Source organism: Paraburkholderia sediminicola (genome assembly GCF_046026855.1).
Lineage (GTDB): Bacteria > Pseudomonadota > Gammaproteobacteria > Burkholderiales > Burkholderiaceae > Paraburkholderia > Paraburkholderia sediminicola_A.
On record NZ_JAQQET010000007.1, the window covers coordinates 241848 to 264269 of the forward strand.

Annotated in this window: 16 protein-coding genes; 8 read left to right on the plus strand and 8 right to left on the minus strand. The window is 61.3% G+C overall.

Going from position 1 to position 22422, the window contains the following annotated elements:
• Positions 1-19 precede the first annotated feature (19 nt).
• The 4 genes from PQR40_RS10570 to manD all read right to left on the minus strand — a co-directional run bounded on the left by PQR40_RS10570 (position 20) and on the right by manD (position 5159).
• Positions 20-1312 carry an MFS transporter gene (locus PQR40_RS10570; RefSeq protein ID WP_408238023.1) on the minus strand — a complete coding sequence of 431 codons (1293 nt, stop codon included), beginning with the start codon at positions 1310-1312 and terminating at the stop codon, positions 20-22.
• Between the two features lie 111 nt (positions 1313-1423).
• A complete protein-coding gene (locus PQR40_RS10575) occupies positions 1424-2470 on the minus strand; it encodes an L-idonate 5-dehydrogenase (protein ID WP_408238026.1) in 1047 nt (348 codons plus the stop codon).
• A gap of 31 nt (positions 2471-2501) precedes the next feature.
• Positions 2502-3905: an MFS transporter gene (locus PQR40_RS10580; protein WP_408238029.1), complete on the minus strand. Its 1404-nt coding sequence runs from the start codon at positions 3903-3905 to the stop codon at positions 2502-2504.
• A 45-nt stretch (positions 3906-3950) separates the two neighbouring features.
• Entirely contained in the window at positions 3951-5159 is a 1209-nt protein-coding gene (gene manD, locus PQR40_RS10585) for a D-mannonate dehydratase ManD (RefSeq protein WP_408238032.1), read from the minus strand.
• Between the two features lie 250 nt (positions 5160-5409).
• Between manD and PQR40_RS10590 the strand changes: the two genes are divergently transcribed.
• Positions 5410-6900 (plus strand): mannitol dehydrogenase family protein, encoded by a 1491-nt coding sequence (locus PQR40_RS10590; RefSeq protein ID WP_408387806.1) that lies wholly within the window; start codon positions 5410-5412, stop codon positions 6898-6900.
• Positions 6901-7016: 116 nt separating this feature from the next.
• Here the strand turns inward: PQR40_RS10590 and PQR40_RS10595 are convergent, their stop codons facing one another.
• Together PQR40_RS10595 and PQR40_RS10600 are read right to left on the minus strand one after the other, a co-directional pair.
• Positions 7017-8828: a diguanylate cyclase domain-containing protein gene (locus tag PQR40_RS10595; RefSeq protein ID WP_408334999.1), complete on the minus strand. Its 1812-nt coding sequence runs from the start codon at positions 8826-8828 to the stop codon at positions 7017-7019.
• On the minus strand, positions 8828-9976 hold the full coding sequence (locus PQR40_RS10600) for an ABC transporter substrate-binding protein (protein ID WP_408508950.1): 1149 nt from the start codon (positions 9974-9976) through the stop codon (positions 8828-8830). Before PQR40_RS10600 ends, PQR40_RS10595 begins: the two co-directional genes overlap by 1 nt.
• 703 nt (positions 9977-10679) lie before the next feature.
• Between PQR40_RS10600 and PQR40_RS10605 the strand changes: the two genes are divergently transcribed.
• Both PQR40_RS10605 and PQR40_RS10610 read left to right on the plus strand, forming a co-directional pair.
• Positions 10680-11462: an ABC transporter substrate-binding protein gene (locus PQR40_RS10605; protein ID WP_408334993.1), complete on the plus strand. Its 783-nt coding sequence runs from the start codon at positions 10680-10682 to the stop codon at positions 11460-11462.
• A gap of 313 nt (positions 11463-11775) precedes the next feature.
• Positions 11776-12891 (plus strand): succinylglutamate desuccinylase/aspartoacylase family protein, encoded by a 1116-nt coding sequence (locus tag PQR40_RS10610; RefSeq protein WP_408387810.1) that lies wholly within the window; start codon positions 11776-11778, stop codon positions 12889-12891.
• 151 nt (positions 12892-13042) lie between these two features.
• On the opposite strand, the gene PQR40_RS10615 is transcribed toward PQR40_RS10610, so the two are convergent.
• Positions 13043-13849 carry a MetQ/NlpA family ABC transporter substrate-binding protein gene (locus PQR40_RS10615; protein WP_408508951.1) on the minus strand — a complete coding sequence of 269 codons (807 nt, stop codon included), beginning with the start codon at positions 13847-13849 and terminating at the stop codon, positions 13043-13045.
• Positions 13850-14146: 297 nt separating this feature from the next.
• On the opposite strand from PQR40_RS10615, the gene PQR40_RS10620 reads away from it, so the two are divergent.
• From PQR40_RS10620 to PQR40_RS10635, 4 genes are all read left to right on the plus strand, one after another.
• Entirely contained in the window at positions 14147-15310 is a 1164-nt protein-coding gene (locus tag PQR40_RS10620) for a porin (RefSeq protein WP_408508952.1), read from the plus strand.
• 206 nt (positions 15311-15516) lie between these two features.
• Positions 15517-15906: a DUF6232 family protein gene (locus PQR40_RS10625; protein ID WP_408508953.1), complete on the plus strand. Its 390-nt coding sequence runs from the start codon at positions 15517-15519 to the stop codon at positions 15904-15906.
• Positions 15907-16052: 146 nt separating this feature from the next.
• Entirely contained in the window at positions 16053-16397 is a 345-nt protein-coding gene (locus PQR40_RS10630; RefSeq protein WP_408508954.1) for a hypothetical protein, read from the plus strand.
• A 264-nt stretch (positions 16398-16661) separates the two neighbouring features.
• Complete coding sequence (locus PQR40_RS10635) at positions 16662-17753, plus strand: hypothetical protein (RefSeq protein WP_408508955.1); 1092 nt, start codon at positions 16662-16664, stop codon at positions 17751-17753.
• A gap of 98 nt (positions 17754-17851) precedes the next feature.
• On the opposite strand, the gene PQR40_RS10640 is transcribed toward PQR40_RS10635, so the two are convergent.
• Positions 17852-20305, minus strand: coding sequence for a glycogen/starch/alpha-glucan phosphorylase (locus PQR40_RS10640; protein ID WP_408238065.1), 2454 nt, complete (start codon positions 20303-20305; stop codon positions 17852-17854).
• Between the two features lie 723 nt (positions 20306-21028).
• On the opposite strand from PQR40_RS10640, the gene PQR40_RS10645 reads away from it, so the two are divergent.
• Positions 21029-22396 (plus strand): MFS transporter, encoded by a 1368-nt coding sequence (locus PQR40_RS10645; RefSeq protein ID WP_408238077.1) that lies wholly within the window; start codon positions 21029-21031, stop codon positions 22394-22396.
• Positions 22397-22422: the final 26 nt, after the last annotated feature.

Genomic DNA, 22422 nt, shown 5'->3' on the forward strand with positions numbered 1-22422 from the left:
TCAAATGCGCCGCACCATACTACCATGCACGTTTCATGTTCAGCACGCTGGGTCGCGGCTCGCGAATCCACACCAGAGAACACACCGCGCCAAGCACGGCAATCACCCCCGCCAACACAAACGCACTAGCGTAATTGCCGTGCGTCGCTTCGACGATAAAGCCGGTCACTGCCGGTCCGATCACCCCGGCCAGGTTCGCGAGCAGGTGCACAAAGCCGCCTACGCCGCCGACGTGTTCACGCGGCACGGTGTCCTGAATCACGGCCCAATACACCGCGCCCGTCACATACAGGAAGAAGATCGACACCGACATCAGCGCAACCGCACTCTGAGTACTGGCGACACGCCCGGCCAACGCGACGCACACCGCCGCCGCGCCCAGACAGCTACCCAGCACGATCTTGCGCGACAGCAGCGGCTTGCCGGTCAAGCGCAAGATAAAGTCCGAGATGAAGCCGCCCGCCGCGAGCCCGACGCTGCCGAGCAGCCATGGAATCACCGTGGTGAAACTCATGTCGCGCAGGCTCAGGTGATGCGCTTCGGTCAAATAAGTCGGGAACCACGACAGGAAGAAAAACAGCACGTAGTTGTATGAGAAGAACGCGAAGGCCGTCGCGAGAATGATCGGCTTCTTCAGGAAGTGCCGCAGGCCGAGCTTCTCGCCGTCGGCCGAATGCGCGATCGCATGCTCGTCCGCCTGACCGGCGTGGATGAGTTCGATCTCGTCAGGCGTGACCCGGGAATTCTCATGCGGGTGTTCGGTAGTCGTTGCCGCCCAGAAAACGAGCCACAAGAGTCCCAGCAGCATGATCGCGACAAAGGCCCAGCGCCAGCCGAACTGCACCGCCATAAAGCCGACCACCGGACCCGCCAGCGCGCCGCCGAGCGGTGTGCCCGAACTGATCACGCCGATCGCGCTCGCGACCTCTTTGCGCGGGAACCAGTTATTGACCATCTTGCTGTTCGACGAACTGAACGGACCTTCGCCCATACCGAACAGTACGCGCAGCACGATCAGCGAACCGATGCCGCTCGCCAACGCGGTCGCGCCGCAAAACACCGACCACACGCCCATCGCGGTGCCGAACACGCGTTTCGCGCCGACCTTGTCCGACAGCACCCCGCCGACGAAATTGAACAGCGCATAGCCGATGAAAAAGCTGCTGAACACGATGCCCATTTGCGCATGCGAGAAGTTCAGGTCTTTCTGGATCAGCGGTGCGGCGATCGACAGCGCGGCTCGATCGAGGTAGTTGATAACGCCGGCCAGAAACAGTAGCGCGACGACAAACCAGCGTTGACTCTTGATCATCAGGTGTCTCCTTCCGGTCGCCTCTTGGTGGGCGTTTGAGTGGCTCTAGTAGCTTGATTGGCTTTGGAAGGCGCTGCGGATCGGTGCAACGCCCATGCAACATGGGGATGCTCAGTCGAAGTTCAGATGCACCTTCATCGACTGCGAGCGGTCGAGCGCCACTTCGAACGCGCGGTTTGCTTCGCTCATCGCAAACGCGTGCGTCATCAGTGGCCGCAGATCGACCTTGCCCGAGGCGATTTCATCCGCTGCGATGGCATATTCGCTGGTGAAGCGGAACGAGCCTTGATAGCGGAGTTCTTTCGACATCACCAGGTTCGCCGCCACTGGCGACTGGCCGGCCGGCAGATTACCCACCTGAATCACCGTCCCGCCCGCGCGCGCCGCACGCAGTGCCGTATCGAGGCCGGCGGGACTGCCCGATGCCTCGATAACTACGTCGAACGTGCCGCGTTGTGCGGACCATTGATCGATCACGGCGCTGTCCGCGGCGTTCACGGTCTGATCCGCGCCGAGTTGCTGCGCGATCTGCAACGCGCGATCCGAAAGATCCAATGCGACCACACGATGAGCGCCGGCACGGCGTGCCACGCTCAGCAGAATGCAACCGATTGGCCCGCAACCCACCAGCAAGACACTCGCGCCGACGAGCGAACCGGCCAGCTTCACCGCATGCAATGCGACGGCTAGTGGTTCGGCCATCGACGCCTGCGCGAAATCGACGCCATCCGGCACAGGCACACATTGCCGCACCGCGACGACGATGTACTGACGGAACATGCCCTGCGTATGCGGAAAGGTCGATGCGCTGCCCATGAAGCGCATGTTCAGACAATGATTCGGCATCCCGCCGACGCAAAAGCGGCACGTCCCGCAGGCCAACCCCGGATTGACGGCAACGCGCTGCCCGGGCGTCAACCGATGCTCCGCGCTCACGCCCTCGCCGAGCGAATCGATCTCTCCGGCCACTTCATGTCCGAGCACGAACGGCTCACGCACCGCGAAATCGCCGCTCCTGCCTTTGAAGTAGTACGACAGATCGGAGCCGCAAATGCCGCCGGCGCGCACACGCACGCGTACCTGGCCTGGACCGGGTTCGGGCGGATCGACTTCGTCGATGCGGATCAGTTTGGGTTCGTGAAGCACGGCTGCGAGCATGATGGACTCCGGTATGGCAAAGGTCGCGCGCTCAGGGCTGCGCGAGGGAAGACGAAGATGAGGACGAAGACGCTTGCGCTGCCGTATGCGCCTCGACCGGCTCACCGCCGCCCCAATCATGGAGATCGCCACCGCGGCGCAGAGGCGCGGTTTCTGGCAATGCAAAGAGCGATACAGCCGATACGGTGCCGAGCACCGCCACGTAGATAATCAACGCGAGCGAATTGCCATGCGTGAGCTGAATCAGTTTGACGGCCAGCAGTCCGAGTACGCCGCTGCCGAGCAAAGAGCCGATCTGCCAGATCAATGCAATACCGCTGCAGCGCACGCGCGCCGGGAACAGTTCGGGGAACAGCGCCGCTTGCGGTGCATAGCAGAGACTATGGCCGACACTGATGGCGAGAATCATCACAAGCTGGATCGCCGCGCGATTGCCGCTATCGATCGCCATGAAGAACGGCACCACTAGCGCAACATGCAATAACGCACCCGCGATGAAGGTCGGCCGCCGCCCGATGCGATCGGACAGCGCACCGGCGAGCGGAATCGTCACGAGCTCGAGCGCGACCGCGACGATTACCGTTTCGAGCAGCATGCTTTGCGCGATGCCGTGTGCTTTGCCGTAGGCAAGCACGATCATGGTGTACATCGCAAAAGCGCAGGCCTCGATCAATTTGGCACCGACACCTTTGACGATCGTCGGACCGAACTGGCGCACCACTTCTACCACCGGGCGCGAAGCCACCGATTTGGTGCGCTGGATCGTGGCGAAGATCGGTGATTCTTCGGTGCGCAAGCGGATATACAGACCTACGGCGACCAGCAACGCGCTGGCGAGAAACGGAATGCGCCAGCCCCAGTCGAGCAACTGCGCCTGCGTCAACGTCGCGGTAAGCAGCGCGAACAGACCCGACGGAATCAGAAAACCGGCAGGCGCGCCCAGTTGCACGAGACTCGCGAAGAAGCCGCGCCGCGCAGGCGGTGCGTATTCCGCCGTGAGCAACACGGCGCCCGCCTGCTCGCCGCCCACGCCAAAGCCTTGCAGTACACGAATCACGATCAGTGCAATCGGCGCCCAGATGCCGATCGACTGATAGTCAGGCAGCAGACCGATCGCGAACGTTCCCAGGCCGACAATCAGGATCGTCACGATCAAGGCCTTCTTGCGGCCGACGCGATCGCCGAAATGACCGAACACGATGCCGCCTAGTGGCCGTGCCAGAAACCCGACCGCATAGGTGGCGAAAGCTGCGAGCGTGCCGATCAGCGGGTCGGCGGAGGGGAAAAACTTCTGGCCGAACACCAGCACGGCGGCCGTGCCGTAAACGAAGAAGTCGTAGTACTCGGCTGCCGTGCCGATGGTCGAGGCGAAGGCCACGCGGCGCAGCATGGCGGTGCTGGCCGGCGCGGCGGGTTGCGGGCGTGCTGGATTCACACGTGTCTCCATAATTATGTAGTCAGGTTAGCCGGGCGAATCGACTCACCAGTTCCACAGCGTCCCGTCTTCGAGACGCGCGACCGGCAGATACGCCGGGTCGTAGGGATACCGCGCGGCTGCCGCTTCGTCGATGTCGACGCCGTGGCCCGGCGCTTCGCCGGGATGCATCATGCCGTGCTCGAAGCGCCACGCATGCGGGAATACGTCAAGCGCTTCCTGCGGGAAACCCATGTACTCCTGCACGCCGAAATTCGGCACCCACAGATCGAAATGCAGCGCCGCGCCCATGCACACCGGCGACAAATCTGACGGTCCGTGGCAACCGGTTCGCACCTGGTACAGCGAAGCAAAATCCGCAATGCGCCGCAGATGCGTAATACCGCCCGCGTGCGTCAAGGTCGCGCGGATGTAGTCGATCAATTGCTCCTCGATCAACTGTTTGCAATCCCAAATGCTGTTGAAGACTTCACCCACCGCGATCGGCGTAACGGTATGCTCGCGAATTAGCCGGAAGCCGGCCTGGTTTTCCGCGGGCGTTGGGTCTTCCATCCAGAACAGGCGATATGGCTCGACCGATTTGCCGAGACGCGCCGCTTCGATCGGTGTCAAACGGTGGTGTACGTCATGCAGCAAATGCGTATCGAAGCCGAACTTGTCGCGCACCGCTTCAAAAAGCTTCGGCACGAAGTCCAGATACTTCTCCGACGACCAGCTCTGTTCCTCGACCGCGCCTTTGGTGGCCGGCTCGTACATGCCGCTGCCTTTCGACACGCCATACACCGAGCGCATATTCGGCACGCCGCATTGAATGCGGATGGCCTGATACCCCGCTTCGATGTGTTCCGCGTAACGGTCGAGCGCTTCAGGAATGTCGCGGCCGGTGGCATGGCCGTACACCATCACGCCTTCTCGCGAGGCACCGCCGAGCAGCTTGTACAGCGGCATGCCTGTCACTTTGCCGAGAATGTCCCACAGCGCCATGTCCACCGCGGCAATCGCCGTCATGGTGACAGGACCGCGGCGCCAATACGCGCCCTTGTAGAGGTATTGCCAGGTGTCTTCGATACGGCCGGGATCGCGCCCGATCAGCAACGGGCACACGTGGTCTTTCAGGTACGAAGCGACCGCCAGTTCGCGGCCGTTCAACGTTGCATCGCCGATACCGTACACGCCTTCGTCAGTGACGATTTTCAGCGTGACGAAATTACGGCCCGGGCACGTGACGATCACGTCGGCGCGAACGATCTTCATGACATCTTCCTTGCAATAGCAGGTCGCGAACCGCGTCGAACGGCGGCATGCGACTTGCTGTTTTCATATCGGTTTCGAACGGCGGCTGAGGTGGAAAATGAAATGGGGAATGAAGCAGAAAATCACCTTCCTCAACCTGTCTCAAGCCGTTTGAACGATGCTACCATACAAGTATAGCGTGACGTCAAATCAGGGTTTTCCCGCTGAACGGCGTCGTTTCAAAGCCTTTCCGTAATCTGGATTTCATTACATGAGCTCTGCAGCCACCTTGCCCCGCCTCGTCCGCCACGCACTGCCCGCGCTGCAAACGCACCTGCTGTCGCCGCAATGGCGGGAGCCGCGCATCGGCATCGTTCATCTGGGGATCGGCAACTTCCATCGCGCGCATCAGGCGCTTTATACGGAAGAGGCCATGCTCGCCGCGGGCGGCGACTGGGGCATTTGCGGCGTGACACTACAAGGCGATGTCGGCAAGCGCGACGCGCTGACGGAACAGCAAGGCTTGTATAGCGTGGTCGAGCGCGGGCCGCACGGCGCGAAAGTAACGGTCGTGCGCGCATTGCGCGAGGTGCTGGCCATGCCGCACGATCGCGCCGCCCTGTTCGCGCGCCTCGCGGATCCGCTGGTACGGATCGTCTCGCTGACCGTCACCGAAAAAGGCTACTGCCGCGACCCGAAAACCGGCGAGGTCGCGCTCGACGATTCCGCCGTCGTGCACGATCTGGCTCACCCGCTCACGCCGCGCACGGTGCCGGGCATTCTCGTCGCAGCATTACGCGAGCGGCGCGACGGCGCGAACGGCGAACCGTTCACGGTGCTCTCGTGCGACAACCTCGCCCATAACGGCGCCGCGCTGCGCCAGGTGGTCTGTTCGTTCGCACGGCAAGCCGATCCCGAGTTGGCCGACTGGATCGCCGCCCGGGTTGCGTTTCCATCGACAATGGTCGACCGTATCGTGCCGGCAACCACCGACGCCGAACGGGCCACCGTGGCCGACGCGATCGGTTATCAGGACGCCGCACCGGTACCCTGCGAGCCATTCCGGCAGTGGGTCATTGAAGATCGTTTTCCCGGAGGGCGTCCCGCATGGGACGCAGTCGGCGCGCAACTCGTCGGCGACGTCACGCCGTTCGAACTGGCGAAGTTGCGCATGTTGAACGGCACGCACTCGACGCTAGCTTATCTGTCGATGCTCGGCGGCTTCGATACGATCGACGCCGCGATCTCCCACCCCGCCATGCGCAATCTCATCCACGCGATGATGACGCAGGAAATCGCGCCGACGCTAACCATGCCCGCATCATTTGACGTGCTCGCCTATCGGGACGCATTGCTCGAGCGTTACGCGAATCCGGCGCTGAAACATCGCTGCGCGCAGATTGCGATGGACGGCAGCCAGAAGATTCCGCCGCGTCTGCTCGCGACGATTGCGGCGCGGATCGACGCGGGCCAATCGTTCACGCGTCTCACGCTGGCGGTAGCGGCCTGGATGATGTTTTTGCGAGGCCATGCAGACGCCGGCACGCGTTACGAAATCAGCGATCCATTGGCGAGTAGATTACAGGCGCTCGCGGCATCCGCGCATGGCGAACCGCAGGCGTTGATGGATGCATTGCTGTCTGTGCGCGAGGTGTTTCCTGCGAATCTGGCCAACATTCCTGAATTCAGAAAAACGCTTCGGCACGCCTTGCAGTTGCTTCATGAAAACGGCGCAAGGGGCGCCATTGCCGCGTTGCAATGAATCCGCGCGTTTGGGAAGCGAGTGCGACCGGCACGGCGCCGCCTGAAGCGTCGAGGTGACCCGACACGTCGGCGTTTTTTGCAGGTACTTTTTATAGGCAATTTTCTAAAAGCACTTCAGGCAGTCGGCTCCGCCTCGCGCCCCTCCGTCGCACCTTCGCTCGCCTGCAACTGCTCCCGCTCCTGTTGTAGCTTCCGTGCCTCGAGGACATCCTGGTAGCGCAGATACCCACACCGCCCGCCGGATTTGGCCGCATACATCGCCGCGTCGGCGTTGAGCAGAAGCTCCTCCACCGTGGTGCTATCGTCCGGAAACTGGCTGATGCCGATGCTCGCCCCCACTGTCATGCTTTGTCCGTCGATCAGCAGTTCTTCGTTCAACGCGTCCATGATCCGCGAGGCAATCGCCGGTGCCGCCTCCAGGGAACGTGGCCCCTCGATCAACACGATGAACTCATCACCGCCGAGGCGCGCGGCAACATCCGCCGTGCAGAGCACCTGCTTCAGCCGTTGTGCCACCGCGGTAAGCACCTTGTCACCAATCGAATGCCCAAACTGGTCGTTGATCTGCTTGAAGCGGTCGAGGTCGACGAACAGCACAGCGAGCCCTTCCTCGCGCCGCGTCGCGTCCTCAATCGCCGTCGCGAGCTTCTGCATGAACAACATACGGTTCGGCAGACCAGTCAGCCCGTCGTGTGTGGCGAGATGCACTAGCTCGCGTTGCTTGTTATGCAGCACATCCATTTGCGACCTGATTTCCCGGCGCAGACGATCGAAGCAGCGCGCCAGCACGCCGATTTCGTCGGTACGTTTGAGCGGCAGCGTTTCCATCGCGTGCTCGGCGAACAGATGCGTCGCCGCGTGTGCAAGCATGTGCAAAGGCTTGGTCAGTGCGCGGGCAAACAGAATCGCAAGGAACAGCGCCAGCACGCTGAAGATCAATACCATGCGAATGATTCTGTTACCCAACTGGGTAGCGCCGGACAACACATCCTCGAGCGGCTTGGCAAGGCCAAGCACGATAAACCGATTGCCCTCGGACGCGCCGAATGGCCTGCGCACGAAAGCGAGCACCTGACCGGCCGCCTGCCTCGGCCGCACAAGACCATTCAGCAGAACTTCGCTTTCTGACTGGTCGAAGAGCGGCTTGGTGACGGAAAAGCTGTCCTGCATCAGAACGCGACGCCCCCTGTCGAAGCCGAATGTTTTCGAGGCATCCGGATGGACCAGGAAATCGCCCCATTCGTTGGCGAGATAGACCTGATAGTCGCTCGGCAAATCGCTCTGCAAACGTTTAAGCAGACCGGCAAGATCGATGTCGATAATGACGACCCCCACCACGACCCCGCTCGCGTCCGCCACGGGTGTGCCGAGCCGCAACGTAGGCTTGCCCTCGGCGGCATGCGTACCGTACTCGTGATTCACCGAGATCGGTGAGGTGTAAATGCGCCCGGCCGAAAACGCGAGTGTGTCGAACACATACGCGAACTGGCCTTTCTCCTGCAAACTGTCCCCCTCGACCCGCACGAGACCGTCCGCATCACGGTCGAAGCGGATCAGTTCGAGTCCGTAGTGCTTGCGGGTAATCAGGCGGATTTGCAGATACTCGGGGTGATGAACCATGAAGCTGGCATACACCTGTGCCAGCTTTTCGCGCGGCGCATTCGCGCCAACGCCGTTGTCGGTCTGCACGACATCCGCCGAAGACGGCAGGCTCGCGAGCACCAGCGCGTCGGCGGCGACATCGTCGATCGCAACGGAAAAACGCTGGCCCAGCAGTTCCGTCGAAGTCAGCAGGCTGCGTTCGGCTTCGTTCACCAGCATCGTACGGTTGGCGCGATACGCGTAATAACCGGTCGCGCCGGACGCGAGCACGCCAATGCACGCAAGCAGAATCGATAATTTGAATGTCAGGCCGGGACGTATCATCAGAAGCGCTCCGACCGGTCGCCGGACGCGATTCTCTTCCACAGGTCTTCGCGCCGCTGAATATCTTCCACCGGGCCGATCCAGACGATGTGCGCGTTGTCGCTGTGTTCCGCCGGCGCCGTCAATGTATTCGCAAGCCCCTGGCGTTGCGTCAGCAACGCACTAACGTCCGGCTCAAGCATGTAATTGATCCACGCAAGCGCGAGTGGGCGATCATTTGCGGCACGCGTCATCGACCAGCAGTCCAGCCACGCGAGCACCCCTTCGTCGGGAATCACGTAGCCCACGTCCGCGCCGGCACGACGCAACGATTCAACTTGCTGGGTGCCATAGTTACCGAACATCAAGGCAACTTTGTGCTGGATGAAGAACGCAGTCGCTTCTTCCGGCAAGTTGTAATAGGTCAGCAGGTTGCGGCGCAGGTCGACGAGCTTGTGAGCGATCACGCGCATCTGCACGGCATCGAGCTGGAACGGATTGGGATATCCCAGCGCCAGCGCGGTGAACGAGAAATTATGTTGGGCGCTATTGAAGTCGAGAACCTTGCCGCGATAGCGCGGGTTCCACAATTCGCGCATCGAGCGCGGCGCAACGGCGATCTGCTTGCGGTCATAGATCAGCCCCATCGACGAATACGTGAATGGAATGGCGTACACATTGCCTGCCGAGGTCAGCCCTTCGATCGACGACAGCGCCTGAAACCGCGGCAACTGTTTTTTCGTATTCGGCAAACTGGCCAGATCGAGCGGCGCCAGCAGATTCGCGCGGGTGTAGCGTTCGATTTCGGCCGTATTGGCGGCGAGCACATCGAACGGGGGCATACCCTGCGCATGCATCTGCGCCCATAGCGCCTCGTCCGAATCGACCAGCGTAACTTCGACCTTCGCGTGATAGCGTGTTTCGAAAGTCTTGACGACATCGGTGTCCGCATAACCGGGCCACGCCAGTACACGCAGAACTTTGTCGGCGGCCGCGACGGGTGCCGACGACAAAAGGCTACAGCAGAAAGCGGCGTTTATCAGCAGTGTCAAAAAACCGGAAAGCCCGCCGCAGCGCAGTGAATTCGCGCGTGCCGCTACAACTACAATTCGGCGCCGTAGCGATGGATTGAAACAGCGCATTTCATCTGCCGTGGAAATCGTGTGCATATACAACACCGCTTAGCAGAAGGCCTTTACGACGAGCGCGGACAGGCGCGCGGCGTTTAACCGCGGGCGTAGTGCTCGATGACTTTGTTCAGACAGATACCAATACTCGCGCATGCTGCGATGGCGAGCGTGCGGAGCGTTGATAATAACGCCAAGCAGACCATTTTGGGTTTCAGCCTCGCCTCGGTAGAGAAAAACGAACTATCCGGCGTGATTTAACAAATGTGCTCATCTGCGTTTAACGGTAATTCTTGCGAAACCTTTAACTTACCGTCAGGCAATTGAAACAGGAACGCCTTAATAGGCGGCAATATGCGGTAGTAAATAGTGTTATTTTAAATACCGGTTTTGCAGAACAACGCATTATGCGAAGTATCCGGGCAAGGTCCCACCGCCCCGCCGTCCCGCCATTAGCCAACTTCATTACGAGGTCTTTACAGGCCAACCCGCAGCGCACGAAATCAATGCAATACGCATGGCGGCGGCGTCGAATCCCGGCCAGATTCTGGCTTTAGAAGCTATTCCCTTTCGCCATCCGGTGTTTCACTAGCTACTCAATCTTTTTGAACTGATAAGCTTGGCGCGCGCTGCTGGCCGCCCCGGCCGGCAGCTTCAACCCAAGCCCGGTCGTGAGTCGCGCCGGGCGTCCCGCAGCGGCACAACCGCGTACGGGAGTATTTGAACTACACCGAGGAGTAAAACAGTGAAAAAACTGCTAGCGGCTTTGACGGTTGCTCTGCTTGCAACCGTCTCGATTGGCGCACACGCTAAAGACTGGTCGACTATCCGTTTTGGCGTTGACGCCAGCTATCCCCCGTTTGAGTCAAAGGGCTCGGACGGCAAGCTCGCGGGCTTCGACATCGACCTCGGCAATGAAATCTGCACGCGCCTGAAGGCCAAATGCGTGTGGGTCGAAAACGACTTCGACGGCATGATTCCGGCCCTGAAGGCGAAGAAGTTCGACGGCGTGCTGTCGTCGATGTCCATGACGCCGCAACGCGCTGAACAGATCGCCTTCTCGTCGAAGCTGTTCAACACGCCGACACGCCTCGTCACGAAGAAGGGTTCGGGCATCATGCCGACCGCCGATTCGCTGAAGGGCAAAGCGGTTGGTGTCGAGCAAGGCACGATCCAGGAAACCTACGCGAAGACTTACTGGGAACCGAAGGGCGCGAAGGTTGTGCCGTATCAGAACCAGGACCAGGTCTACGCAGACTTGCTGTCGGGTCGTCTTGACGCATCGCTGCAGGACGCGGTTGAAGCGGAAATCGGCTTCCTGAAGACGCCGCGCGGCGCGGGCTATGAGTTCGCCGGCAAGGATATCGTCGACGAGAAGATCCTCGGCAACGGCGCGGGCATCGGCATGCGCAAGGAAGACACCGATCTGAAGGCGAAGGTCGACAAGGCGATCGCCGACATCATCAAGGACGGTACGTACAAGAAGCTCGAGAAGAAGTACTTCGACTTCGACGTGTACGGCAGCTAAGCCAGCCACGCGCGTCTGACGACGCGCTTGCAGCGCTTGCAGGGAACGGGCTCCGCATCATGCGGAGCCCGTTTCGTTTGCGGAACCGCTTTGCCGCGCCGCCCGGACTATGATCGAACCGGACAAGCCTGCCCGCGTGCCACGCGCCATCCGGATGACGCCGCATAAAACCACGCGTCGCGTCATATCGGCTAAGATCGTGCGATAGAGGCGCCGCGAGCCAGGCCGCCAATGACCGGCAATGAAGTCCCCATTTCCCCTGTAATCAACGACATAGCGTGGCATGCTTCACTTGCCCGCGGATTTGAAAACCATGCAAACCCAAACCCATCCGCTGATTGCCCCAACGCTCAGCACCGCCCGTAATCTGACGAGTTTTCACTATGGTCCTGGCGGCGGGCAGAAGATTTACATCCAGTCGTCGCTGCATGCGGACGAGTTGCCTGGCATGCTGGTCTCGTGGGCATTGCGCCGCAAACTCGCCGCGCTGGAATCCGCCGGCAAGATGCGCGGCGAGGTCGTGATCGTGCCGGTGGCCAATCCGATCGGTCTGAATCAACACTTTCTCGGTCATCTGACGGGTCGCTTCGAGACCAACAGCGCGCAGAACTTCAACCGTAATTTCTACGAGCTGTCGGCGCTGATTCAGCCTGGCATCGAAGGGCGTCTGACCGACAACATCGACGCCAATCGCACAGCAATCCGCGCGGCGATGCATGAAGCGCTCGACGCGCAAAAACCGGCAACCGAACTCGAATCACAGCGTCTGGCGCTGCAAAAGCTCTCATATGACGCCGATGTCGTACTCGATCTGCACTGCGACTGGGAAGCCGCAATGCACCTGTACACGAACCCGGACCTGTGGCCGGAAGTCGAGCCGCTCGCCTGCTATCTGGATGCCAAGGCCTCGCTGCTGGCGCTAAATTCGGTGGGTAATCCGTTCGATGAAATTCACAGCTTCTGCTGGTCGGATCTGCGCGGCCGTTACGGCGACCGTTTTCCGATTCCGAATGGCTCGATCTCGGTCACGATCGAACTGCGCGGTCAACGCGAAGTGTCGTACGAGTATGCCGATCGCGACGCCCAGGCGATCATCGAGTACCTGACCTCACGTGGCGTGATCGACGGCACGCCGGCGCCGCTGCCGGCGCTCGAATTCGCCGCGACGCCTTTGGCCGGCGCCGAGCCGATTGTCGCGCCGATAAGCGGTGTGCTGGTTTACCGCTGCGAAGTCGGCACCTGGGTCGATGTCGGTCATGAGATCGCCGATATCGTCGATCCGTTGACCGATCGCGTCGTGACGCTGAAAAGCAGCGTGGCCGGCGTGCTGTACGCGCGGCATTTGACACGCTTTGCAACGGCCGGGCTGGAGTTCGCGCGCATTGCCGGCGCGAAGGCATTCAGAAGCGGATCGTTGTTGAGCAATTAAGAAGCAGGAAACCGCGCTTCCCGGTATTGCCCGTGGAAGCCATGTCTGCAAAGCAGATCGCCCGCTATTTCAGCGGGCGATCTGCGTTTACGCGCCTGTTGCGAAAGAACGGATTGCTCAAAGACGGCTGGAAAGCCGCTCATGAAACCGCTCAGAAAGCCGGAATAATCGCGCCTTTGAACTGCGTGTCGATGTACTTGCGCACTTCATCCGACTCATAAGCTGCGACCAGCTTCTTGACCCACGGTTTGTCGCGATCCTGTGCACGGACGGCGATCAGATTCGCGTACGGACCTTTGAAGTCTTCGATCGCGATCGCGTCTTTGGTCGGCTGCAAACCGGCCTTCACTGCGTAGTCCGTGTTGATCGACGCCGCGTCGAGGTCGTCGAGCGAGCGCGGCAATTGCGCGGCGTCGAGTTCGATCAGCTTGATCTTCTTCGGATTGTCGGCGACGTCGAGCGGCGTTGCATTGACACCGTTCGTGCCGACCCCCGGCTTCAGCTTGATCACGCCGTATTTCTGCAACAGCAGCAGCGCGCGATTGCCATTCGACGGATCGTTCTGGATGCCGACCTTCGCGCCTTCCGGCAAGTCCTTGAGCGATTTGAGCTTTTTCGAATAGAAGCCCATTGGCGAAACGTAGGTCAGGCCGACGTTGACGATCTTGTAGCCGCGTTGCTTGATCTGGCTATCGAGAAATGGCTGATGCTGGAAACCGTTGGCATCGAGGTCGCCGGAGTCGAGTGCCGCGTTCGGCTGCACGTAGTCGTTGAATTCGATGACCTTCACGTTCAGCCCTTCACGCGCAGCGACCTTGGTCACAACCGACCAGATCTGCGCGTCCGGGCCACTCATCGTGCCGATCTTGAGTTGTTTGTCGTCAGCATGCGCAAACGTTGCCGTTAGCGAAACAGCGGCGATAGCGAGCAGATTCTGGATGATTTTCCGGCGTTGCATGCGTGTCCCTCGAGCGGTTTTGATTGATAGGCGCGGATCGTCGCATGCGGCCGATGCCCCCGAAAACCAATCGTTTTTCACACGCTTATATGCACGAGCCAGAAAAAGCTTATGAGCCACGTGCCTTGCTTGATTTCAGCTAGCGAAGCTATCTGAGTGTCGCGCCGGCACGACAGATATCAAAAAAAGACAATCTGTCACATACCTTACTCTGCGTTCCCTTAAATTTCGGGCCATCGCACGACCTTACCGAAGAGCACGGCGTCGCGATCGCTTAATTTTTAATCGGAGAAAGTCTTGAACAAGAAAATATTGACCGCCGCTACTCTCGCCGTCTTCGCCAGTGCCGCCCACGCGCAAAGCAGCGTCACGCTGTATGGCCTGATCGATGCCGGTATCAGCTATGTGAACAACTCGAAGACCGCCACCGGCCACGGCAACCTCTTCAAGTACGACGACGGCGTTGCTCAAGGCAGCCGTTGGGGCCTGCGCGGTACCGAAGACCTCGGTGGCGGCCTGAAGGCGCTGTTCGTGTTGGAAAACGGTTTTAACAGCGGCAACGGTACGCTCGGCCAGGGCGGCGCGATGTTCGGCCGTCAAGCGTTTGTCGGTCTGTCGCAGAACGGCGTCGGTTCGCTGACGTTCGGTCGCCAGTACTCGTTTTCGACGGATTACCTGGGTGGCAACTACTCGACGGGTGGCCAAACCGTCGCGGGTAACTACGCTTACCACATCAATGACGTCGACCAGTTGACGTCGAGCCGTATCAACAACGCAATCAAGTTCAGCAGCGCGAATTTCGCGGGCCTGACTTTCGGCGCAATGTACGGTTTCTCGAACCAGGCTGGCGCATTTGCCGGCTCGCCGGCTAGCGGCACGACCGCAGCACCGGTGGCAGGTTCGTCGCGTGCGTACAGTGTCGGCGTGAACTACGCGAACGGCCCGTTCGGCGTCGGCGCAGCGTACACGGACATCCGTTACCCGAGCCAGGCAACCCCGGCGTTCTCGACCAGCATCGCCAACGTCTCGACGGGCAACGTCCGCGATCTGCGCACGTTCGGTGTCGGCGGCCGTTACTCGATCGGCGCAGCCACGCTGTGGGCGTTGTACACCAACACGCGCTTCGAGCCGGTCACAGGCGGTTCGACCACGTTCGCTGCATACGAAGCGGGCGCGAAGTACGCGTTCACGCCGGCACTGACGGCAGGCGCGGGCTACACGTACATGCACCTGAGCAATGCGAACCGCGGCCACTGGAACCAGGCTGACCTGAGCGTCGACTACGCGCTGAGCAAGCGTACGGACGTGTATGCACTGGGTATCTACCAGATCGCAGCGGGTCGCAACGGCACGCAGGATCTGCAAGCGCAGATCGGTTCGAGCACGAGCTACTTCAGCACGTCGGGCACGGGCGCGGACAACCAACTGGCATTCCGCGTCGGTATCCGTCACAAGTTCTAAGCGAGCTTTACCTTGGTCGGCGAGGAGCATCAGTTCCTTGCCGTTCCGAGGTTATGGAAAACGCCCTGCGGGGCGTTTTCCTTTTGGGCGATCGGTTTTTCAGGCGCCTGCGCTGATCTAAAGATGTCTTGCGACGTGCGGCCACTTCCAGCGCCGGTGCCGCATCTGTTACGCTGCGCCCTTTGCTACCGCTTGCATTGGACTCGATGGAAACCCCTTTCAACGATCGCGGCGTGTCGGTCACGCGCAACGCACTCTCGTCGGCCGGCCAGGTCTTTCCGCTGCGCGACATCGTGGACGTGCAGGTCGTCACCGTACAGAAGAATAAGGTCTTGCCACGTGCAATCTCGCTGCTTGGGCTCGTCGGCGCTATTGTCGGTGGGATATTGCGCTCGCCGGTCGGCATGGTGTGCGGCACGATGCTGGTGGTGGTCGGCTGGCTTACGTGGGCGACTCAGGACGTCACGCATCGTCTGATGGTACAGACCGCCAATGGCCTGCGTGAGGCGCTCATGAGCACCGATCGCGAGTTCGTCGAGCGTGTTGCCGCGGCCGTGCACGAGGCGAAGACAGCCGCTCCGGCGCCGAAGGCTTGAGCGTTCGCCATCCGCAAAACGCCGGGCGTCGCGCGTTAACACAAAATTGATTCGCGACGCGGCAGCTTTTGCGCGTCGTTGACGCGCGCGCCGCTAGAGTGGTTGGGTATCAACAACGCGCGCCGCCTCGCCGAATCGGCGCAATCATGATGCTCACGTCCGTAGCCACGTCTGAAGTTTCCGTCCCGCGCGCACCGCGCGAATCACGCCTTCCCCGCCGCACGCATATCGTCGTTCCGCTTGTCATCATCGACGTCACCGTGCCCGGCACTTCGTCGGCAAATGGACGGTGCGCGTTGCATACCGCGCTCGGCGACGATCTGCGTCTCTACGTCGTTACCATCGACAAACAACTCGAGCGCGTGACCTTTCGTGTCGAAGTGACCTCGCGCTCGCTCGAGGACGTGATCGGTCTGCTGACAACCGCGCTCGACCGCGCCACGCTCGGTCACGCGCAGGCCACCGTGATCCGCCGCCCGCGCAACTATTGACATAGATCAATGCTTGCACGGACAACCTGCTAGCCGCACCCCAAACCTTTACACATCTTTGCAATTGCCCGAGGGCGGCCATGTAGAGTCGCCGCTCCTGTTATCGCGTGTTCCCTCCCGCAGGCCCCCGCAAGCGTCCCGGTTTCCCCGTCCACGCCGCGGCAATCCAGTGAGATTGCCGCCAGTGCTGTCCAGGCTGTCCAACTCGCAGCTCACGATGCATCGCCTTCGCCAGGGATCCGCCTTTTTGCAAAGCGTGATCCTATGTTTCTGTCGTCTCTCGATGCCGCGCGCCGGCAATATGGCCATCATCTTCGTCGTTCAGCGATCGTGGCCCTGGTCGCAACCGGCACGCTCGCCGCGCTGACCGGCTGCTCCACCACCTTCCCTACCCCCACGCCGCCCGCCGCAAACGCCGCGCTGATCAATGGCGGCAATGACGGCCTGCTGATCCCCCTGCACGTGGAACGGGCCGACGAAGATCATGCACGCCTCGGCCTGCCGGTCCAGCTCGACGGTAAGTCGGTGTACATGGCGCTCGACACGGGGACGCAAGGCGCGCGGATATTGAAGTCGGTGCTGCCGGGTTCGAACTATGCGAGCGCCGGCGGCGTGACGTCGCTGTCATTCGCAAACGGCGTGGAGATTCTCGGCGCGGGCGTCAAGGTGCCGTTCAGCCTCGCCGGCACCACGCCAACGCCGATCGCCGCGCAAGCGGTAGACGTCGTGCGCTGCCTGCCGAACGCGCGGAAGTGTGTCGGGATGGACGGCTACACCGGCGAATTCGGCTGGGCGTTTTCCGGCATCGTCGGCGTCGGCGCCGCGCAGCCGGACGACAACAGCTACACGCAACCGCTGCGCGCGCTCCCCGGCAACATCGGCCAACGCTATCTGGTGCATGCGAACTTCGCGAAACCGTACATGGTGTTGAGCCCTTCGAGCGCCATCACGAAGGACTACACGATGGTGCCGATGACGGTGTCGAAAGACGGCACGGCACAATGGCCGCGTGGCTGCGTGAATGTGGGCGGCAAGATGACCTTCTGCGCACCGCTGGTGTTCGCAACCGGCAGCACCGGCATGATCCGCATCGAAATGGACACAGCGCCCAACTGGACCGGTGATGGCGATATCGGTAACGTGCTCGAGCAGGGCAACTATGAAACGGCAATCGGCACCGGTCCGTGGGTGCACCGTTACGAGAAGGCGCAAGTCACGATCGTCAAGGCGAAGCCAGACGCTAACCGCATCGTGGTCGGTTTGATGGCCATGCAGAATATCGATGTGCTATTCGATTTCCCGCGCGCGCAATTTGGTTTGCATGCAGCGAACGAGAGCGAACGATTCGCTCCGTGATATTCATCGATCGATAAAAAAGGCCGTGCGGATTGTTTCGCACGGCCTTTTTCATTTGAGTTGGCGCCTTAAAAAATACCAACGCAAACACGCCCGCATCACTCCATACTGAGTGGATTCACGTGCCAGATATTGCGTGCATATTCACCAATCGTACGGTCCGACGAAAACTGCCCCATGCCCGCGACATTTTCGATCGCACTCTCGGCCCACGCGCGCTTGTCGACGAAACGCGCATCCACCTCGTCCTGCGCTTTCGAAAACGCGGCGAAATCGGCGAGCACCATGTAGTGATCACCCCAATCCACCAGCGTGTGGAAGATGTCTGAAAAGCGCCGCGAATCGTCCGGCGAGAAGTAGCCGGAGCGAATCTGGTCAAGCGCCATACGCAGTTCCGGATTCTCTTCGTAAACTTGCCGCGGCCGGTAGCCGGTGGCACGCAGGCTGTCCACTTCGTCAGCGGTGTGACCGAAGATGAAGATGTTCTCGCGCCCCACTGCGTCGCAGATCTCGATATTGGCGCCGTCCATCGTGCCGATCGTCAACGCACCGTTCAGCGCGAGTTTCATGTTGCCGGTGCCTGATGCTTCGGTGCCGGCCATCGAAATCTGCTCGGACAGATCGGCCGCCGGAATGATCAACTCGGCCACACTCACGCCGTAGTTCGGTACGAACACGACCTTGAGGCGATCGCCGATCAACGGATCGTGATTCACCTTTTCGCTGACGTCGCCGATCAGCTTGATGATCGTCTTCGCCATGCGATACGCAGACGCGGCCTTGCCGGCGAACATCACCACGCGTGGCACCCAATCGCGCTCCGGATTCGCGCGAATCTGGTTGTACCGCACGATCACATGCAGCACGTTCAGCAATTGCCGCTTATATTCGTGAATGCGCTTCACCTGAAGGTCGAACAACGCATCGGGATCGAAATGCAGTTTGGTGTGATGCGCGAGCCGCTGCACGAGCCGCAGTTTGTTCTGTCGCTTCGCTTCACGAAAGGCGTCGATGAACGCACTGTCGTTGCGCAGCGCGCGCAATTGTTCCAGCTCGAACAGATTGCTGCGCCAATGCTTGCCGATCTGCTGATCGATCAGCGACGACAGCGACGGACTCGCCTGCGCCAGCCAGCGCCGTGGCGTGATGCCGTTGGTGACATTGGTGAAGCGGTCCGGATAGATGCGCGCGAAGTCGGCGAAGATATCCCGCGTCATCAGTTGCGAGTGCAGCTTCGACACGCCATTTACCTTGTGACTCGCGACAATCGCCAGATACGCCATCCGCACACGCCGCTGGCCATATTCGTCGACCAGAGAAATACGGCGGATCATCTCGCCGTCATGTCCGGATTGTTCGCTGACATGCTTGAGAAAGCCCGCATTGATCTCGAAGATAATCTCCAGATGTCGCGGCAAAAGGCGCGCGAGCATCTCGACGTCCCATGTTTCGAGCGCCTCGGGCATCAAGGTGTGGTTCGTGTACGAGAAGATCTTCGTGACGTGCTGCCATGCCTTGTCCCACGGCTGATGATGAACATCCACCAGCAAACGCATCAGCTCCGGAATCGCCAGCACCGGGTGCGTATCGTTCAGATGCACCGCCACCTTTTCGGAAAAACGCCCGAACGTGCTGTGCGTGCGCTGATAGCGGCGAATCAGATCCTGCATCGTCGCTGAAACAAAGAAGTACTCCTGACGCAGCCGCAATTCGCGGCCGGCCGGCGTCGAATCGTCCGGATAGAGCAAGCGCGACACGTTCTCAGACATGTTCTTGGTGTCGACCGCGTTGCGATAGTCGCCGCGGTTAAACGCGCCGAGGTCGAGTTCTTCGCTCGCACGCGCGGACCACAGTCGCAGCGTGTTCGTCGCGCTGGTCGCGTAACCCGGAATCACCGTGTCGTAGGCCATGGCGTTCACGTGCTCGGTGTCGATCCACTCGACGTGCTCACCACGCTGCACGGTGCGGCCGCCGAAATGCACCATGTACTTGATCTCGGGCCGCGGAAACTCCCACGGATTGCCCGCGCGCAGCCAGTAGTCCGGCGCTTCGACCTGCTCGCCGTCGACGATCTCCTGACGGAACATGCCGTATTCATAGCGGATACCGTAGCCGAAGCCCGGAATGCCGAGCGTAGCCATCGAATCGAGAAAACAGGCGGCAAGCCGCCCGAGACCGCCATTGCCGAGCGCCGCGTCCGGCTCGATATTGACCAGCATCTCCATATCGACGCCGAGACTCGCGAGTGCTTCCTTCATCTGATCGTGAATGCCGAGCGCGAGCAACGCGTTCGTAAACGTGCGGCCGATCAGGAATTCCATCGACAGGTAGTAGACGCGTTTGACGTCCTGTTCGTACTGCAGGCGCGTGGTCTTCATCCAGCGCGCGACCAGCCGGTCGCGCACGGCGAGCGCCGCCGCGTGCAGCCAGTCATGCGGGTGAGCGGTGACGGCGTCCTTGCCGACGCCGTACATCATGCGATTGGAAATTGAGCGCCGTAGCGCGTCGACGGTACTGTTGAGCTGGTCGAATTCCAGATCGACGGCTGTCATCGAAGCCTCCGGGAAAAAACGACGCGACATACGCGAACCGCATAGATGACGGACGGGAGGCGCGTGTCGGTCAGGCGGGTTAACGAACAGAGTACGACATTTTACGGCCCACGGACACCGGCGAGCGCGAGCGGGTGCTCACGCACATGCCATGCCTGTCGACACGCCGCACTTCACGGGTTTTGCGCACGTACGCGGTGCAGGCAGCCTGTGCGCGGCACTGCGCACGTGCATCGGCCCACAAAACAGGCAAACAATGGCGCACGACGAAAGGCGCTTCCATAGGAGAGACAGCACGATTATTTTTTCGACATGTGACCGGCCGATGAATACATTGACCGGTTCGATACGTGGTCAAATCGGGCGCCTCGTCTGTTGAACCGTTGTGCTGAAGTGGCGTATGACAACCCGGACGGCGCGGGTTCGAAGGTGCTGCGCGGAATTGACCGTTAGTTGCGTTATTAGCGGCCGATTAAGCGCTCCGCCCCGCCGGCCTCCCAGCACGATTTCCACGTCTCTGTAACAATTGCACCATTCCCCGCGCGAGCCGCCCTGACTGCTGGACTCAGGCCACGTGCGCTTCACTCCACGCAACCCTGCCGCTGGCGCGCCGCGCTGTCCCTCCGACATGCCCGGCGCTTCGGCATGCATAACCCGACGAGCCACGCCTTGTCCGACAAACCCAGCGCCACCGCCGCTCAGACCTTTCCAGCGGACGGCCCGATGTCCGCCGCCAACCGCCGCGCGATGGCGGCGATCATGCTCGCGGTCGCGCTCGCCACACTCGATACCGCGATCGCCAACACCGCCCTGCCCGCCATCGCCGCGGATCTGCATGCGGCGCCTGCGGCGTCGGTGTGGATCATCAACGCCTACCAGCTCGCAATGGTCGCGACACTGCTGCCGCTTGCCGCGCTCGGCGACATCGTCGGGCATCGCAAGATTTATATCGGTGGCATTGCGCTTTTCACGCTGGCGTCGCTGGCGTGTTCGCTCGCATCGACGCTGCCGATGCTGGCCGCCGCACGCGTGCTGCAAGGTCTCGGCGCGAGCGCGATCATGAGCGTCAACACGGCGCTGATCCGCTATCTGTATCCGCCGCATCGGCTCGGACGAGGCCTGGGCACCAATGCGCTGATCGTCGGCGTGTCGTTCGCGGTCGGGCCGACGGTGGCGTCGCTGATTCTGTCCGTTGCCGCATGGCCGTGGCTGTTCGCGGTCAACGTGCCACTCGGTCTGCTGGCGCTAGGCTTCGCGTGGCCCGCGCTGCCGCACACCGAGCGCGGCACACACAACTTCGACCCGATTGCCGCGCTCCTCAACGTGGTCACCTTCGCCGCGCTGATCTTCGCGCTCGGCGAGGCCGCCCAGCGCGCGCCGACGCAACTGGTGCTGAGCGCGGCCGCGATCGCCGTGGTGTTCGGCGTATTGCTGATTCGCCGTGAAGCCGGTCATCCCGCGCCGATGCTGCCCGTCGATCTGTTCAAGCGGCCAGTGTTTGCGTTGTCGGCGGTGACCGCGGTGTGCTCGTTCGCCGCGCAAGGGCTGGCGTTCGTGTCGCTGCCGTTCTACTTCGAGGATGTTCTGCATCGCAGCCAGGTCGAGACCGGCTTTCTGATGACACCGTGGCCGGTCGTGGTCGCGTTGGCCGCACCGCTGGCGGGCAGCCTGTCCGACCGCTATCCGCCGGGCTTGCTCGGCGCGATCGGCCTTGCGGTGATGTCGGCGGGAATGGCGTCGCTGGCGTTGCTGCCGGCGCATCCGCACGTGCTCGACATCGGCATCCGCATGGCGATTTGCGGCGCGGGCTTCGGCTTCTTCCAGTCGCCCAACCTGAAAGCATTGATGGCGAGCGCGCCGCCCGAGCGCAGCGGCGGCGCCAGCGGCATCGTCGCGACTGCCCGGCTGCTCGGGCAGACCACCGGCGCTGCGCTTGTCGCGCTGAGCTTCGGTATCGCCGGCCGGCATGGCCCGACACTCGCGCTCAGTGCCGGCGCTTTCTTCGCCGGCGCGGCGAGCCTCGCGAGCGGACTGCGGCTGTTCGCGCCGTCGCATCGCGCGGGTGGGCACGCAAAAGCGGCAGCGAAATAAACAAAGCGGGCGCACTGCTGTGGCAG

What these genes read in the sequence shown, in the direction of transcription:
- PQR40_RS10595 (WP_408334999.1), bottom strand. Translation starts at nt 8,828, where the DNA reads ATGATACGTCCCGGCCTGACATTCAAATTATCGATTCTGCTTGCGTGC.
- PQR40_RS10635 (WP_408508955.1), top strand. Translation starts at nt 16,662, where the DNA reads ATGTTTCTGTCGTCTCTCGATGCCGCGCGCCGGCAATATGGCCATCAT.
- PQR40_RS10590 (WP_408387806.1), top strand. Translation starts at nt 5,410, where the DNA reads ATGAGCTCTGCAGCCACCTTGCCCCGCCTCGTCCGCCACGCACTGCCC.
- PQR40_RS10600 (WP_408508950.1), bottom strand. Translation starts at nt 9,976, where the DNA reads ATGCACACGATTTCCACGGCAGATGAAATGCGCTGTTTCAATCCATCG.
- PQR40_RS10610 (WP_408387810.1), top strand. Translation starts at nt 11,776, where the DNA reads ATGCAAACCCAAACCCATCCGCTGATTGCCCCAACGCTCAGCACCGCC.
- PQR40_RS10575 (WP_408238026.1), bottom strand. Translation starts at nt 2,470, where the DNA reads ATGCTCGCAGCCGTGCTTCACGAACCCAAACTGATCCGCATCGACGAA.
- PQR40_RS10615 (WP_408508951.1), bottom strand. Translation starts at nt 13,849, where the DNA reads ATGCAACGCCGGAAAATCATCCAGAATCTGCTCGCTATCGCCGCTGTT.
- PQR40_RS10625 (WP_408508953.1), top strand. Translation starts at nt 15,517, where the DNA reads ATGGAAACCCCTTTCAACGATCGCGGCGTGTCGGTCACGCGCAACGCA.
- PQR40_RS10640 (WP_408238065.1), bottom strand. Translation starts at nt 20,305, where the DNA reads ATGACAGCCGTCGATCTGGAATTCGACCAGCTCAACAGTACCGTCGAC.
- manD (WP_408238032.1), bottom strand. Translation starts at nt 5,159, where the DNA reads ATGAAGATCGTTCGCGCCGACGTGATCGTCACGTGCCCGGGCCGTAAT.
- PQR40_RS10570 (WP_408238023.1), bottom strand. Translation starts at nt 1,312, where the DNA reads ATGATCAAGAGTCAACGCTGGTTTGTCGTCGCGCTACTGTTTCTGGCC.
- PQR40_RS10645 (WP_408238077.1), top strand. Translation starts at nt 21,029, where the DNA reads ATGTCCGCCGCCAACCGCCGCGCGATGGCGGCGATCATGCTCGCGGTC.
- PQR40_RS10630 (WP_408508954.1), top strand. Translation starts at nt 16,053, where the DNA reads ATGATGCTCACGTCCGTAGCCACGTCTGAAGTTTCCGTCCCGCGCGCA.